The sequence below is a fragment of the Caulobacter sp. AVps16 genome (genome assembly GCF_058681455.1).
Genome location: NZ_CM178739.1, coordinates 99,520 through 114,673, shown reverse-complemented (window position 1 = coordinate 114,673; position 15,154 = coordinate 99,520). Strand labels below are relative to the sequence as shown.

Genomic DNA, 15,154 nt, shown 5'->3' with positions numbered 1-15,154 from the left:
GCCGCATCGGCAAACTTCGTCATCGCACCCACCCCTCGCCCGGCGTTCCAATTTGGCTCGCAACACCGGGGTTCTGGGCTGCGGGTGGCAAGGCCTGGGCCAGTCAGGCAGCCGTCGCCTCGAACCCGGCCTTCAGTTCGGCCTCGTCGAGGTCGCGACCGATAAAGACCATGCGGCTGTAGCGCTTGTCGCTGTCCAGCCACGGGCGCTGGAAGTCGCCTTCCAGGATCATGTGGACGGCCTGGAAGACCAGGCGGCGGTTCTCGCCCTGCACGTCGATGATGCCCTTGGCGCGCAGGATGTCGGGCCCGCGACGGGCCAGCAGGTCATTGAGCCAGGCGGTGATCTTCTGGCCGTCCACGGGCCGGTCCAGCGTCAGGGAGATCCCCTTGACGCCATCATCATGGACCGCGCTGGCCTTGGCGTGATCGTGCCCATGGTCGTGGCCGTGGTCATGACCACAGTGCTCATCATGAACATGGTCATGGCCATGATCGTGGTGGTGATGATCGTGGCCGCAATGCTCGTCATGCACATGGCCGGGCTCGCCATGGGCGGGATTGAGGAAATCCGGCTCCAGCTCGGTGATCCGCTCGAGATCGAAGCTGTGCTTGCCGATGATGGCGCTCAGCGGGACGTTCGAGCGCTGGGCACGGTGGATCGGGGCCAGGGGATTGATCCGCCGGATGCGGGCCTCGACATGGCGCAGGTCATCCTCGGAGACCAGATCGGTCTTGTTCAGCACGATCTGGTCGGCGAAGGCGATCTGCTCGACCGCTTCGCGGCTGTCGGACAGGCGCAGCAGGATGTGCTTGGCGTCGACCAGGGCGGTGACCGAGTCGAGATAGGTGCGGGCCTTGACGTCCTCGTCGACGAAGAAGGTCTGGGCGACGGGGCCGGGATCGGCCAGGCCGGTCGTCTCGACGATGATGGCGTCAAAGCCGCCCTTGCGCTTCATCAGGCCCGCCAGAACCCGGATCAGGTCGCCGCGCACCGTGCAGCAGACGCAGCCATTGTTCATCTCGAACACTTCCTCGTCGGCCCCGACCACCAGGTCGTTGTCGATGCCGACCTCGCCGAACTCGTTGACGATCACGGCATAGCGCTTGCCGTGGGCCTCGGTGAGGATGCGGTTGAGCAGGGTGGTCTTGCCGGCACCGAGATAGCCGGTCAGCACGGTGACGGGGATCTTGCCGGTCGAGGAAGCGGTCTGGGTCATGGCCGCTATTTAGGGCCTCGGAGGTCCCGGCGGAAGCCCGCTGTCAGGTCTTGAGAAAGGCGACGGCCAGACCGACCAGGATCAGGGCTACGCCGAGGATGGTTTGCTCATAGCGCTCGACCCACCCCAGGCCCAGCCGCTGGAAGCCGGCCAGGCTAAGGCTGGTGAAGATCAGCATGCCGGCGGCGGTCGCCGCCATCAGCACGCCGCTGAGCAGCAGGAAGGCCTGCCAGCCATGCTCCATCCCCGCCAGGTAATAGGGCAGGAAGGCCTCGCAGGGTGACAGGGTAAGAAGGGTGACGAGGGCTGCCACGGCCGCCCTGTCCGAGGCATAGGTCCGACGGCTGGCCTCCGGCAGGGCGTGGCTATGGCGGCTCCGAAAGACATAGAAGACACCGACCGCCACCATCAGCCCGCCCACGATCCAGTGGAAGATGCCGCCCAGGCTGGGCTGCAGGGCCAGGCCGGCCATGACGAGCGCCAGTCCCAGCACGATCGTCAGGCCCACATGACCCAGGCCGGCCAGCAGGGTCACGCCGAGGGTACGGCCCGTTGACCACTTCTGCGCGCGGCCGACCAGCACGAACGGCAGCCAGTGGGTTGGCAGGGCCGCATGCAGGAAGGCCACGGCGAAACCGGTGGCGGCGATCGAGGCGAAGAAGGTCGAATTCACCCCCGAGGCTATATACTGTTACATTGTAACGTTCCAGCCTGAATCCTTCCTGGGGATCTTCACCGTTTCATGGCCAGGAATCTGTCACAGCCCGTTGACTCAGGAACGGCCGACTGTATAAGTCCGCCCCCTCGCCCGCCGGGTTTCCTTGCGGGCGTTCCCTATTTTGCGAACGCACGTTTCTTAAGGCGCTAACCTATGTACGCGGTGATCAAAACCGGCGGCAAGCAGTACCGGGTCCAAGCCGGCGATCTGCTGGTTGTCGAAAAGCTCGACGGTGAACCGGGCTCGGAAGTCGCTTTCGGCGAAGTCCTGATGCTTGGCGAAGGCGAGGCCGTGACGGTCGGCGCCCCTGTGGTGGACGGCGCAGTCGTCAACGCCACCCTGATTGAAACCCGCAAGGGTGAAAAGGTGAAGATCTTCAAGAAGATCCGCCGTCAGGGCTATCGCCGCACCCGCGGCCACCGCCAGACCGAAACGGTCCTGCGCGTGACCTCGGTCGCCGGCGCCGGCAAGGAAGCCAAGTGGGACGGCGTCATCGACCTGACCCCGAAGGTCATCCTGAACGCCCGGGCCCGTGGCCTCGGCGACGCGGCTGTCCCCTTCACGATCCCGGTCGCCAAGTCGGCCGCTCCGGTCGCTGAAGCCGCCCCCAAGAAGAAGGCCGCGCCGAAGAAGGCCGCAGCCGCCCCGGAAGACGGCGAAGCCTAAGCGGCTGCGCCTCTAGAGATTAGGAGAGCAAGATGGCTCACAAGAAATCAGGCGGCTCGTCCAGCAACGGTCGCGACTCCGACGGCCGCCGCCTTGGCGTGAAGAAGTTCGGCGGCGAGAAGGTTCTCGCCGGCAACATCATCATCCGTCAGCGCGGTACGAAGTTCTGGCCGGGTGCCGGCGTCGGCATTGGCAAGGACCACACCCTCTTCGCCCTGGTCGAAGGCGCGGTGAAGTTCGTGACCAAGAAGCATAATCGCACCTACGTAACGGTCGCGCCCAAGGCGCAGGCTGCCGAGTAGTACGCACTCGACTTTTTCGGGTCGTGCTTCTCCGCCGAGAAGACGACCCGGACAGACGAACCTAAGCGGGGAGTCCGGGCACGCCGGACTCCCCGCTTTTGTTTTGCCTGCGGCGCCAAGAAGCCTCGAATCGCCATGGCGTCGTCACGGTCCTCGCGCAAAGAGGGGCCGGTCAGACAGGAGGCCTAAGATGTGCGTCATCGACAAAAGCCCCATCATCGAAGCACGGCGCGTCACCCTTCGTGCGCCCACCATGAACGATGTGCCGCGCCTGGCGAGCCTCGGCGGTGATCGTGACGTCTCACGCATGACCACCCGCATGCCCTGGCCCTATGGCCGGTCGGATGCCGAAGACTTCGTGGGGCGCTGCCAGGCGCAGGACCGCCGGCGGGACAACACCTTCGTCCTGGATCTCGAAGCCGAGGGCGTCGTCGGCGTCCTTGGCCTGTTCACCCCGCCGGGGGGACAGCTGGAGATCGGCTACTGGATCGGAAAGCCCTTCTGGGGCCGGGGCCTGGCGACGGAGGCCTGTCAGAGCGCCCTGGCCTGGGCCAAGCAGGACTGGCGCAAGCGGCTCGTCGTCGCCGGCCATTTCGCCGACAATCCGGCCTCGGGCCAGGTGCTGATCAAGGCCGGGTTTCTCTATACCGGCGTAGTCGAGGCCAAGCCGTCCGTCGCGCGTGGTGCGGTGGCACAGACGCGGATGATGGTCTGGCTAGCCTGACCCGTCAGGCGGCGCGGTGGGTCGCGATAACCTTCTGCGCCCCTTCACGGAAGCGCTTCTCGGCGGTGAGGATGCGGTCGCACAGGGCGTCCAGGTCCGACAGCAGCGAGTAGGTGGCATAGATGGGGATTTCCATCAGGGCCACCTGCGCCCGGGGCATGAATTCGCAGTACTTCTTCCAGGAGCCATGATTGTCGCGGGCGGTCATGGCCCTCTGACCCAGCGGGTTCCAGAGGTTCAGGTCGATCAGTTCGTCCCGGCACTGCTTCATCACCGGCAGGGCGATGTAGAGGAACAGGAAGGTCGGGGTCGCGGCGCGGCTGAACTGGGGCTGCACCTGCATGTGCCAGATCCGGAAGGCTTCAAAGAAGCCGGCCTTGCGCTTGGGGTCCGGCGGCAGCCAGGTGGCCTCCGGATTGATCAGGTCGCTGGCGGATGAGGCCCGCTTGATCAGATCGTCGGCCGAGCGGCCGTCAGCCATGGTTTTGGACAGGGCCGTGATCGGGATGTTCAGCTTCTTGGCGACGTCGCTATAGGCCACCTGCTGGCCCTGCATCGGCGTCCATTGCCCGAAGGCGGCGGCCTTGGGATCCTTGGAGCGTTTAACGGCGGCGGCCTGGTGCAACAGCAGCTGTTCTTCCCGCTGCTTCTCGGCGCGAATGCGGTCGAACTCGGCCTCGTGGGCCGCCTGCTCCTCGGCCGTCATCCAGGCCGCACGGCCGGGACCATAGGTTCGCTCATAACGGTTGATCAGCACCAGGCCATGACCAGGGGTCGGCCGCTGGCCGATATCCCCGAGGAAGGCGCGGAAATCGCGCCAGGTGCCCGTCACGCCGGTACCACGGCTCATCAGGATGTTGCGGTGGATCGAAGCTTCGTCAGCGTACTTTTTGCAGAGCAACTGGGGCGTGAGTTCCCGAAGGTCCTTCGCCAGTGCCTCTCCAAAGCTTTGTGTCGTGGTCAACGCCAGGCCCCCACACCACCAGGATAAAAATGGTGGTTTCGCTGCATGACACTTCGTCGCACGGTGTGTTTTAACATTTCGTCACAGAACCGAACGGTGTTCTGCTCATAGGTCTGCGACCAAGCGACGCCATTTCGGCTCGACGCGGCGGACGCCTTGCGACAAAAGACGCAGATGAAATTTCTGGACCAGTGCAAGATCTTTATCCGCTCCGGCAACGGCGGCGGCGGCGCGGTCTCGTTCCGACGCGAGAAGTACATCGAATATGGCGGTCCCGACGGCGGCGATGGCGGCCGGGGCGGGGATATCTGGATCGAGGCCGTGGACGGCCTCAACACCCTGATCGACTACCGCTATCAGCAGCACTTCAAGGCCGAGACCGGGATCCATGGCATGGGCCGGGGACGCCACGGGGCCGCCGGTGCCGACATCACCCTGAAAGTTCCGGTCGGCACCCAGGTGCTGGAAGAGGACAAGGAAACCCTGATCGCCGACCTCGACACGGCCGGCATGAGCGTGCGCCTGTGCAAGGGCGGTAACGGCGGCTGGGGCAACCTGCACTTCAAGGGTCCGGTCAACCAGGCCCCGAAATATGCCAATCCGGGTCAGGAAGGCGAAGAACGCTGGATCTGGCTGCGGCTGAAGCTGATCGCAGACGTCGGCCTGGTCGGCCTGCCCAATGCCGGCAAGTCGACCTTCCTGGCCGCCGCCACGGCCGCCAAGCCGAAGATCGCCGACTATCCGTTCACGACCCTGACCCCGAACCTCGGCGTGGTCGACCTGTCGACCAGCGAGCGTTTCGTCCTGGCCGATATTCCCGGACTGATCGAAGGGGCCTCGGAAGGCGCAGGCCTCGGAACCCGGTTCCTGGGCCATGTCGAGCGGTCGGCGGTGCTGATCCATCTGGTTGATGCCACCCAGGAGGATATCTGCGGGGCCTGGACCACGATCCGGGGCGAACTCGAAGCCTATGGTGACGAGCTCGGCGACAAGTCCGAGATCCTGGCCCTGAACAAGATCGACGCCCTCGACGAAGAGACCATCGCCGCCAAGGCCGCCGAACTCGAGGCCCTGACCGGCGTCAAGCCGCGTCTGGTCTCCGGCGTCTCGGGCAAGGGCGTGAAAGAGCTGCTGAGAGCCGCCTATCGCGAAGTCCGGGTTCGTCGCGGTGACGAGATCGAGGAAATCGACGAGGAAGAAGACCATATTCCGGAGACCCCCGGGGGCTGGACCCCGTGAGTCCGGCCCAGCAGGGCGCGGAACCCGGGCCACTCGCCACGGCGAGGCGCATCGTCTTCAAGGTGGGCTCGGCCCTGCTGGTCGACGCCGAGACCGGCGCGGCCAACCACGCCTGGCTGCAGGCCTTCTGCGATGATGCCGCCGCCTTGCGCGCCCGGGGTCAGCAGGTGGTCGTGGTCTCGTCCGGGGCCGTGGCCCTCGGCCGTCGTCGCCTGGGCCTGACAGGCCGCAAGTCCCTGACCCTGCCGGAAAAACAGGCCGCCGCCGCCGCCGGCCAGTCCCTACTGATGCGCGCCTGGGAAGAGGCCTTCGAACCGCATGCCATCGGCGCCGCCCAGATCCTGATGACCCGTGACGATACCGAGACCCGGCGGCGCTGGCTCAATGCCCGGGCTACGGTCGAGACCCTGCTGGGCCTGGGCGTCGTGCCGGTGGTCAATGAGAACGACACGGTCGTCACCGAGGAAATCCGCTACGGCGACAATGACCGCCTGGCCGCCCGGGTCGCCCAGCTGGCGGGTGCCGACCTGCTGGTCCTGCTGTCCGACATCGACGGGCTCTACACGGCTGACCCCCGGCGCGATCCGGCCGCGACCCATCTGCCGGTGATTTCGGAAATCACCGCCCAGATCGAGGCCATGGCCGGCGGAGCCAATGCGGCTTCAGGCGTAGGTACCGGTGGCATGGCTACCAAGATCGCCGCCGCCCGCATCGCCCGCGCCGCCGGCTGCGCCACCCTGATCACCCTGGGCTCGCGCCCGCATCCCCTGAAGGCCATCGAGGCCGGGGGCAAGGCGACCCTGATCGAGGCCGGTGCCAGTCCCGCCGCCGCCTACAAGGCCTGGATAGCCGGCAGCCTCGCCCCACAGGGCTGGGTCTCGGTCGATGCCGGTGCCGCCGCAGCCCTGGCCAAGGGCAAGAGCCTGCTCGCCGCCGGGGTCCGGGCCGTCGAAGGCCCCTTCGACAAGGGCGATGCCGTGCGGGTGCGCGACGACACCGGCCGCGAAGTGGCCCGAGGCCTGATCCGCTATGACAGCGCCGACGCCCACCGCATCGCCGGCCTGCGCTCGGACGCCATCGAGGCCGAACTGGGATTCACCGAGGGCCCGATGATCCATGCCGACGATCTGGCGGTCGCGGACTAGTCGATGACCCTCGGCCCCGCTCCGTTCCGGACGCCCGAATGGCGTGATGTCAGCCGCGAGGTCTTCCGCGACCAGATCGTGCCGTCTGGCCGGCCTGCTGTCCTGAAAGGTCTGGTCGCCGACTGGCCCGCCGTAGCGGCCGGCCAGGTCTCCGACCAGGCCATGGCCGACTACCTGCTGGGCCTGGACGCCGGCGGACCGGTCACAATCCTGCATGGCGGACCCGAGATCGGCGGGCGGTTCTTCTATACCGACAGCCTGGACGGCCTGAACTTCCGCCGCCGCACCGTGCCCCTGCGCGAGGCCCTGGGGGCCCTGCTGTCGTTCCGCGACGCCGCCGAGCCCCCGGCCCTGGCCGTGCAGTCGACCCCGACCGCCAGCGCCCTGCCCGGCTTCACCGCCGCCAATCCCCAGCCCCTGCTCGACGACGCGGTCGGGCCCCGGATCTGGATCGGCAATGCGATCACCACCGCGACCCATTTCGACATGAACTACAATATCGCCTGCGCGGTGGCGGGCCGACGGCGTTTCACCCTGTTCCCGCCCGACCAGCTGAAGAACCTCTATCTGGGCCCCCTGGAGTTCACCCCGGCCGGTCCGCCGGTCAGCATGGTGGACATCGCCGCCCCCGATCTCGCCCGCTATCCGCGCTTCGCCGAGGCCTGGTCCACCGCCCAGGTCGCCGAGCTGGAGCCTGGGGATGCGATCTACATCCCCTATTTCTGGTTCCACAATGTCGAGTCGCTCGACCCCTTCACCGTGCTGATCAACTACTGGTGGGCCGAGCCGCGCGCGGTCCTGGGCCGACCTCTGGAGGCCCTGCTTCATGCCATGGCCTCGATCCGCGAGATGTCCGCCAGCGAGCGGGCGATCTGGCGCGACGTCTTTGATCACTTCGTCTTCAAGACCGATGGTGACCCGGTCGCCCACCTGCCGCCGGATCGGCGCGGCTCCCTGGGCGAGATGACGCCCGAGCATCTGAACCGCATCCGCGGAATCCTGCTTCAGGCCCTGGGCAAGGCGTAGCCAAGGCCGAAAAAACCACTAGGTTCCGGCCTCCAAGGAGCACCTCATGGCCTATCGGTCCCTGCGCGAATTCATCGACGTCCTCGAGGCCAAGGGCGAACTGGTCCGGGTCAGCGAGCCGGTCTCGTCCGTGCTGGAAATGACCGAGATCCAGACCCGCCTGCTGGCCACCGGCGGCCCGGCGGTGCTGTTCGAGCACGTCATCCTGGCTGATGGGTCGCGCTCGCCGATGCCAGCCCTGGCCAACCTGTTTGGCACCGTCAAGCGCGTGGCCATGGGCGTCACCCTGGGCGGCGAGCCCCGCGAGACGGCCGGCGAGCTGCGCGAGGTCGGCGAACTGCTGGCCTTCCTGCGCCAGCCCGCCCCGCCCAAGGGTCTCAAGGACGCCCTCGACATGCTGCCCCTGGCCAAGACCGTCATGGCCATGCGACCGGGCACGGTGAAGAAGGCGCCGGTGCAGGAGATCGTCCTGACCGGCGACGATATCGACCTGTCCAAGCTACCGGTCCAGACCTGCTGGCCCGGCGAGCCGGCACCACTGATCACCTGGCCGCTGATCGTCACCAAGGGCCCCGGCAAGGACCGCGAGGACGACTTCAACCTGGGCATCTACCGCATGCAGGTGCTGGGCAAGGACAAGTGCATCATGCGCTGGCTGGCCCATCGCGGCGGGGCCCAGCACTATGCCCGCCACAAGCAGGCCGGCAAGCGTGAGCCCCTGCCCGCCTGCGCCGTGCTGGGGGCCGATCCCGGCACCATCCTGGCCGCCGTGACCCCGGTGCCTGACACCCTCTCCGAATACCAGTTCGCCGGCCTGCTACGCGGAGCCAAGGTCGATCTGGTCGCCGCCAAGACCGTGCCCCTGATGGTGCCGGCCCACGCCGAGATCGTGCTGGAAGGCCACGTCCTGCTCGACGAATATGCCGACGAAGGCCCCTATGGCGACCACACCGGCTATTACAACAGCGTCGAGAAGTTCCCGGTCTTCCAAGTGACGGCGATCACCATGCGCAAGGACCCGATCTACCTGACCACCTTCACCGGCCGGCCGCCGGACGAGCCCTCGGTGCTGGGCGAGGCGCTCAACGAGGTGTTCATCCCGCTGCTGCGCCAGCAGTTCCCCGAGATCGTCGACTTCTGGCTGCCGCCCGAGGGCTGCAGCTATCGCATTGCCGTCGTCTCGATGAAGAAGGCCTATCCGGGCCACGCCAAGCGCGTGATGCTGGGCGTCTGGAGCTATCTGCGCCAGTTCATGTACACCAAGTGGGTGATCGTCGTGGACCACGACATCAATGCCCGCGACTGGAAGGACGTGATGTGGGCGATCAGCACCAAGATGGACCCGGCGCGGGACATCACGGTGATCGAGCATACACCTATCGACTATCTGGACTTTGCGTCGCCCGAGAGCGGCCTCGGCTCCAAGATCGGCCTGGACGCCACCGACAAGCTGCCGCCCGAAACCCATCGCGAATGGGGCCAGGAGATCCGCATGGATCAGGCCGTGATCGACAAGGTCAGCGACATGTGGGGCCGGCTGGGCCTGCCGGGTGACGGCAAGCCGATCTGGAAGGCGTGATCTGACGGCATGAGGCGTTGAGAATGCGGGACCTAACCCTGGCGGCCCTAGCCGCCGTACTGATGGCGAGCACGGCTATGGCACAGACCAACTCCCCGACTAAGCCCTGGGACCAGCCCTTTCTGCCGCCCGCGCCCCCGTGGAAGGGCGCCAGCCAGGCCCTGTTGCGCGACAAGACCGATCCCTGGGTGACGGCGTTCGAGGCCGATCCAGCCCATGACTTCAGCCCCAACTATGTCGAGACCCGCAAATGGTTCGACCGGCTGGACAAGGCCTCGAGCCTGATCCGCATCGAAGCGTTCGGGACCTCGCCTGAAGGCCGCGAGATCTATGCGGTGATCGCCTCCAAGGACGGGGCCAAGCTCGACCCCAAGAAGCCGCTGCTGCTGGTCCAGGCCGGCATCCATCCGGGCGAGATCGACGGCAAGGACGCGGGCATGATGCTGCTGCGCGACATCGCCTTCCACGGCAAGGACGCGCTGCTCGACAAGGTAAATCTGCTGCTGATCCCGATCCTGTCGGTCGACGGCCATGAGCGGGCCTCCGCCTATAGCCGCCCCAACCAGCGTGGTCCCCGCATCCAGGGCTGGCGCAATACGGCGACCAACCAGAACCTCAACCGCGACTTCATGAAGCTCGACCAGCCGGAAATGCAGGCGCTTAAGCGCCTGCAGGCCAGGTACCGGGCCGATCTCTATGTCGATGTCCATGTCACCGACGGCATGGACTACCAGTATGACGTCACCTACGGCTTCAACGGTGAAAACGGCGTCTGGAGTCGCTCGCCGGCCATTGCCCAATGGCTGAACGGGGTGCTCAAGCCCGCCCTCAACCAGGGCCTCGAAGCCCAGGGTCACATTCCCGGCGAGCTGGTGTTCGGGATCGATGAACATAATCCCAAGGCCGGCTTCTCGGACGGCGGCCTGGGCGAGCGCTTCTCCAATGGCTGGGGCGCGGCGGCCCATGTCTCGACCATCCTGATCGAGAACCACAGCCTCAAGCCCCATGCCCAGCGCGTGCTCGGAACCTATGTGCTGATCGAAACCGCCCTGAAGCTGCTGGCCGAGAAGGGCGGCGACCTGAGATCGGCCATCGCCGCCGACAGCGCCCTGCGCCCGGCCGAGATCCCGGCCAATTTCGTCGCCGATCCCAAGCCTGCCTATACGCGCGCCTTCAAGGGCATCCGCTACGAGACCTATGACAGCCCGGCCTCGGGCCGGAAGGAAATCCGCTGGCTGGGCGAACCGGACCCGGCCCTGTGGCAGGTTCCGTTCTATGGCTCCAAGCCGTCCCTGACCCTGAAGCGGCCCACCGCCTATTATGTCCCCAGCTATCGCGCCGATCTGATCGAGCGGCTCAGGCTGCACGGCGTGACGGTCGAGCCCCTGGCGGCCGCCAGGACCCTGCCGGTCGAGATGCTGCGCCTGACCGACCCCAAGCTGGCGACCCGCGCCAATGAGGGTCACGTCCAGATCACCGTCACCCAGGTCAAGGCCGAGACCCGAGACTGGACTTTCCCGGCCGGATCGGTGCGGGTGCCGACCGACCAGCCTCTTGGCGACCTCGTCGTGCTGCTGCTGGAGCCGCAATCCAGCGAGAGCTTCTTCGCCTGGGGCATGGTGCCCGAGGTGCTGAGCCGGGTCGAATATATCGAGGGCTATGCCATCGCACCCCTGGCCGAAAAGATGATGGCGGCGGATCCTGCGCTCAAAGCCGAGTTCGAGGAGAAGCTGGCGGCCGACCCGAAATTCGCGGCCGATCCGGAAGCGCGCCTCTCATGGTTCTACCGCCGGACACCCTTCTATGACGACCGCCACCTGCTCTACCCGATCGCGCGTGAACTCGCCCTATAGGGCAGGTCGCTTGCATCCGGGCGCGGGAGCGGGCTTTTATGCCGCCTCGCCCGGACGGCGAGTTGGAAATTGCAGGGTTCTCTGATGGATACGATCACTTCGGGTCATGCCGCCGCCCTCTGGGCAGGACTGCACGTCTTCCTGATGCTGACCCTGTCGCTGCTGGTCGTGCGCCTGCGCCAGAAGCATAAGGTCTCGCTCGGCGACGAAGGCATTCCCGAACTGGCGCGCGCCATCCGTGCCTTCGGCAATGCCACCGAGTATGTGCCTACCGGCCTGATCGCTCTGGTGGTTCTGGCCGTGGTCGGGGCCCCGCCCCTGGCGATCCATGTGGCCGGCTTTGTGCTGTTCTCCGGCCGCCTGGTCCATGCGGTCGGCCTGTCCAGCAGCGGCGGGGCCTCGATCCCGCGCGCCCTCGGCATGGTGGCCACCTGGCTGGCCTATATCTTCGTCGGCGTGGCCCTGCTGTTCTACGCCATCGCCTGAAGCCGCCAGGGCACCTTGCCCGGCACCATAGGCCTCGTCCATAAGACCCCATGGACGATAATCTGCTGAACGACGTGGTCTCGGCCGCACTCAAGGCTGGGGCCGATACGGCCGAAGCCGTCTTCGCCGAGCGCAAATCCCTTTCCGTCAGTGTTCGCCTGGGCGAACTGGAAGAGGTCGAACGCGAAGAGGCCCGCGATCTGGGCCTGCGCGTGTTCATCGGCCAGCGCAGCGCAACGGTCTCGGGCTCGGACATTTCCAGCGAGGCCCGCGCCAAGCTGATCGAGCGCGCGGTGGCCATGGCCCGGCTGGCACCCGAGGATCCCTATGCGAGCCTCGCGCCCGGTGATCGCCTGGCCAGGGGTCCGTTCCCCGAACTCGATCTGATCGACGCCTATGAGCCGACCGCCGAGACCCTGGAAACCCAGGCGCGCCTCGCCGAAGAGGGGGCCCGCTCGGTCGAGGGCGTGACCAATTCCGATGGCGGCACGGCCAGCTGGAGCGCCGCGACCTGGCGCCTGGTCACCAGTGCCGGCTTTTCCGGAGCCCATGCCGCCACCGGCCATTCCCTGTCCTGCTCGGCCATTGCCGGCGAGGGGGCGGGCATGGAGCGGGGCGGCGAAGGCCGTTCGGCCCGTCACTTCGCCGATCTGCCGGGTGCCGGCGATATCGGCCGCGAGGCGGGCCGTTCGGCGGTCGTGCGGCTCAATGCCCGCAAGATCGCCTCGACCACCGCGCCGGTGATCTTCGAAAACCGCCTGGCCATGTCACTGATCGGTCCGCTGCTCGGGGCCATTTCCGGTCCCTCGATCGCGCGCGGATCGTCCTTCCTGAAAGACAAGCTGAACCAGCAGGTCTTCGCCCGGGGTGTCAGCCTGATCGAGGACCCACACCGGGTGCGCGGCCTGGGTTCGGCCCCCTTCGATGACGAGGGCGTTGCCACCGTCCGCCGGGCCCTGATCGACGACGGCGTCCTGACCACCTGGCTGCTCAATACCAGCAGTGCCAAACAGCTGGGCCTTGAGACAACCGGCCATGCCTCGCGCGGTCTGGCGGGTCCTTCGGGCGTCTCGACCAGCAACCTGACCCTGTCGACGGGGACGCGCGATCAGGCCGGACTGATGGCCGACGCCGGGACGGGTCTCCTGGTCACCTCGATGTTCGGCCCCGCGCTGAACGGCAATACCGGCGACTGGTCGGTGGGCTGTTCGGGCCTGTGGTTCGAGAACGGCGAGATCACCGGGCCTGTCACGGAGATCACCGTGGCCGGAAACCTGATCGACATCTATGCCCGCCTGATTCCGGGCACGGACCTGGAGTTCCGCGGTGCCAATAATGCGCCGTCCATCCTCGTCGACGGTCTGGCCATCGCCGGCAAATGACCGATCTGGATCTGATCCTCGACGCGGCGCGAGAGGCGGGCGAGCTGGCCCTCAAGGCGCGCGCCGGGGGTCTGAAGATCTGGTCCAAGGACGGCGGCTCGCCGGTGACCGACGCCGATCTGGCCGTCGATACCCTGCTGAAGACGCGCCTGCGGGCTGCCCGGCCCGACTATGGCTGGCTGTCGGAAGAAACCGTCGATGATCCGGCCCGCCTGACGACGACGCGCCAGTTCGTGGTCGACCCGATCGACGGCACGGTCGCCTTCATGAAGAACAAGCCGTGGTTCGCCGTTTCTATTGCCGTGGTCGAGAACGGCCGGCCGATCGCCGGTGTCGTCCATGCCCCGGCCCTGAACGAGACCTATTCGGCCCGACACGGAGGCGGGGCGACGCTCAATGGCATGGCCATTTCGCCGAGCGACACCGACGATCTCGAGGACGCCGCCATGCTGGGTGACGCCAAGATGTTCGTGCACCCGGCCTGGACGACTCCCTGGCCCGCCATGCGGGTCGAGAGCCGCAACTCGATCGCTTATCGGGTCTGTCTGGTCGCCGCCGGGGCTTTCGATGCAGCCGTCGCCCTGTCCCCCAAGAGCGAGTGGGATGTCGCCGCAGCCGATCTGATCCGCACGGAGGCCGGTGCCTGGTTATCGGACCACAAGGGCAATCCCTACCGCTATAATCGCCCTGTTCCGCTGGTTCCGAGCCTGGTTTGCGCCAATGCGACACTCGCGCCATTGATCCTTAACCGTGTCGGGCATATCGACCTGCCATAAAGATAATTCCTCGCAGGAACGTGCCCCACCATGCCCGATAAGCAGCTTCTCCATCTCGTTGTCGGCGGCGAACTGAAGGATGTCTCCGACATCGAGTTCCGCGATCTCGACAAGGTCGAGTTCGTCGGGGCCTATGCCACCTATGCCGACGCCCACAAGGCGTGGAAGGCCAAGGCCCAGGCCACCGTCGACAACGCCCATGCGCGCTATTTCATCATCCACGCCCACAAGCTTCTGGATCCGAGCCTGGGCTGAACGGCTGATAGGTCCTCCCCCTCTGGGGGAGGTGGCCCGGAGGGCCGGAGGGGGCTAACTCGGCAACCGCTGCGAAGACCCCCTCAGTCGCTCCGCGACAGCTCCCCCTAAAGGGGAGCAGCTATTCCCGGCGCAGAAGCTTGTCGGTCAGGAGCTTGCCCAGCATCCCGGCGCGGAAGGTCTTTTTCATCGCCACGGGATCGTAGTCGTCGCTTTCGACCCAGTCGGTAAAGGTCAGGCCCTTGGGCTCGCCCCGCTCCAGATACTGTTCGAACACATAGTCCAGCACACCGGTATTGCCGGCCTTGATGTGCAGATAGCGCGGCGACAGCTCCTTCATCGCCTCGCGGATCGGCAGGCCGAGGCGGTAGTGGGCATAGAGCACACTCATGATCCCGGCCCGGTCAGCGCCCGACTTGCAGTGGATCAGGGCCGGATATTCGAGCGTTTCGAACAAGAGTTTGGCCCCGCGCACCCGTTCGCGGATCGGCACCTCGCGCGAGGTGATGGTGAAGTCGACCAGGTTGAGGCCCAGGCGCTCGCAAGCGTCCTTCTCCAGGGCATAGAAGCTTCCGTCGAACCCGCCCCGCAGATTAACGATGGTCCTGATGCCGCGCTTCTTCCACCAGGCCAGCTGGAAGGGCCAGGGCTGGTTGGCGCGCACCAGTTCAGGACTGACCCAATGGGCGTTGGAGAACCCGACCCTGAGATAGGCATGGTCGTTCCACAGATAGTGGAGATAGGTCTGGAATCGGCCCCACGGCGTGGTCAGGTCGAACTTGGCCAAGTGGCGTCCCCTCAATGTCCGCGCCTAGGTAGG

16 protein-coding genes are annotated in these 15,154 nt (G+C 66.3%); 12 read left to right on the top strand and 4 right to left on the bottom strand.

All coding sequences use genetic code 11. From position 1 onward, the window contains the following. Window positions 1–103 precede the first annotated feature (103 nt). Both ACW17U_RS00560 and ACW17U_RS00555 read right to left on the bottom strand, forming a co-directional pair. Window positions 104–1,219, bottom strand: coding sequence for a CobW family GTP-binding protein (locus tag ACW17U_RS00560; protein ID WP_492054428.1), 1,116 nt, complete (start codon window positions 1,217–1,219; stop codon window positions 104–106). A gap of 43 nt (window positions 1,220–1,262) precedes the next feature. After that, window positions 1,263–1,892: a hypothetical protein gene (locus ACW17U_RS00555; protein ID WP_492054427.1), complete on the bottom strand. Its 630-nt coding sequence runs from the start codon at window positions 1,890–1,892 to the stop codon at window positions 1,263–1,265. Window positions 1,893–2,090: 198 nt separating this feature from the next. On the opposite strand from ACW17U_RS00555, the gene rplU reads away from it, so the two are divergent. The 3 genes from rplU (at window position 2,091) to ACW17U_RS00540 (ending at window position 3,629) form a co-directional block, all read left to right on the top strand. Next, window positions 2,091–2,603, top strand: a complete 513-nt coding sequence (gene rplU / locus ACW17U_RS00550; protein WP_062149775.1) for a 50S ribosomal protein L21 — start codon at window positions 2,091–2,093, stop codon at window positions 2,601–2,603. Between the two features lie 32 nt (window positions 2,604–2,635). Then, window positions 2,636–2,905: a 50S ribosomal protein L27 gene (gene rpmA, locus ACW17U_RS00545; RefSeq protein WP_062149779.1), complete on the top strand. Its 270-nt coding sequence runs from the start codon at window positions 2,636–2,638 to the stop codon at window positions 2,903–2,905. A 190-nt stretch (window positions 2,906–3,095) separates the two neighbouring features. After that, complete coding sequence (locus tag ACW17U_RS00540) at window positions 3,096–3,629, top strand: GNAT family N-acetyltransferase (RefSeq protein WP_492054426.1); 534 nt, start codon at window positions 3,096–3,098, stop codon at window positions 3,627–3,629. Between the two features lie 4 nt (window positions 3,630–3,633). Here the strand turns inward: ACW17U_RS00540 and ACW17U_RS00535 are convergent, their stop codons facing one another. Further along, window positions 3,634–4,593 (bottom strand): hypothetical protein, encoded by a 960-nt coding sequence (locus tag ACW17U_RS00535; protein WP_062149785.1) that lies wholly within the window; start codon window positions 4,591–4,593, stop codon window positions 3,634–3,636. A 174-nt stretch (window positions 4,594–4,767) separates the two neighbouring features. Here ACW17U_RS00535 and obgE point away from each other — a divergent pair, with 174 nt between their 5' ends. The 9 genes from obgE (at window position 4,768) to ACW17U_RS00490 (ending at window position 14,334) form a co-directional block, all read left to right on the top strand. Further along, complete coding sequence (gene obgE, locus ACW17U_RS00530) at window positions 4,768–5,832, top strand: GTPase ObgE (protein ID WP_062149788.1); 1,065 nt, start codon at window positions 4,768–4,770, stop codon at window positions 5,830–5,832. Next, the gene (gene proB, locus ACW17U_RS00525; protein WP_492054425.1) at window positions 5,829–6,977 is read left to right on the top strand and encodes a glutamate 5-kinase; all 1,149 of its coding nucleotides are present in this window, start codon (window positions 5,829–5,831) and stop codon (window positions 6,975–6,977) included. Before obgE ends, proB begins: the two co-directional genes overlap by 4 nt. Before the next feature lie 3 nt (window positions 6,978–6,980). Further along, window positions 6,981–8,003: a cupin-like domain-containing protein gene (locus tag ACW17U_RS00520; RefSeq protein ID WP_492054424.1), complete on the top strand. Its 1,023-nt coding sequence runs from the start codon at window positions 6,981–6,983 to the stop codon at window positions 8,001–8,003. 46 nt (window positions 8,004–8,049) lie between these two features. Continuing rightward, complete coding sequence (locus ACW17U_RS00515) at window positions 8,050–9,582, top strand: UbiD family decarboxylase (RefSeq protein WP_492054423.1); 1,533 nt, start codon at window positions 8,050–8,052, stop codon at window positions 9,580–9,582. A gap of 23 nt (window positions 9,583–9,605) precedes the next feature. Beyond that, window positions 9,606–11,435, top strand: coding sequence for a M14 family metallopeptidase (locus ACW17U_RS00510; RefSeq protein ID WP_492054422.1), 1,830 nt, complete (start codon window positions 9,606–9,608; stop codon window positions 11,433–11,435). Window positions 11,436–11,519: 84 nt separating this feature from the next. Beyond that, on the top strand, window positions 11,520–11,921 hold the full coding sequence (locus ACW17U_RS00505) for an MAPEG family protein (RefSeq protein ID WP_062149813.1): 402 nt from the start codon (window positions 11,520–11,522) through the stop codon (window positions 11,919–11,921). 50 nt (window positions 11,922–11,971) lie between these two features. Beyond that, window positions 11,972–13,303, top strand: a complete 1,332-nt coding sequence (locus ACW17U_RS00500; protein ID WP_492054421.1) for a TldD/PmbA family protein — start codon at window positions 11,972–11,974, stop codon at window positions 13,301–13,303. Continuing rightward, window positions 13,300–14,079: a 3'(2'),5'-bisphosphate nucleotidase CysQ gene (locus ACW17U_RS00495; RefSeq protein ID WP_062149819.1), complete on the top strand. Its 780-nt coding sequence runs from the start codon at window positions 13,300–13,302 to the stop codon at window positions 14,077–14,079. Before ACW17U_RS00500 ends, ACW17U_RS00495 begins: the two co-directional genes overlap by 4 nt. A 30-nt stretch (window positions 14,080–14,109) precedes the next feature. Beyond that, window positions 14,110–14,334 (top strand): DUF4170 domain-containing protein, encoded by a 225-nt coding sequence (locus tag ACW17U_RS00490; protein WP_062149822.1) that lies wholly within the window; start codon window positions 14,110–14,112, stop codon window positions 14,332–14,334. A 121-nt stretch (window positions 14,335–14,455) separates the two neighbouring features. On the opposite strand, the gene ACW17U_RS00485 is transcribed toward ACW17U_RS00490, so the two are convergent. Then, window positions 14,456–15,121, bottom strand: a complete 666-nt coding sequence (locus tag ACW17U_RS00485; protein ID WP_492054420.1) for a fused DSP-PTPase phosphatase/NAD kinase-like protein — start codon at window positions 15,119–15,121, stop codon at window positions 14,456–14,458. Window positions 15,122–15,154 lie beyond the last annotated feature (33 nt).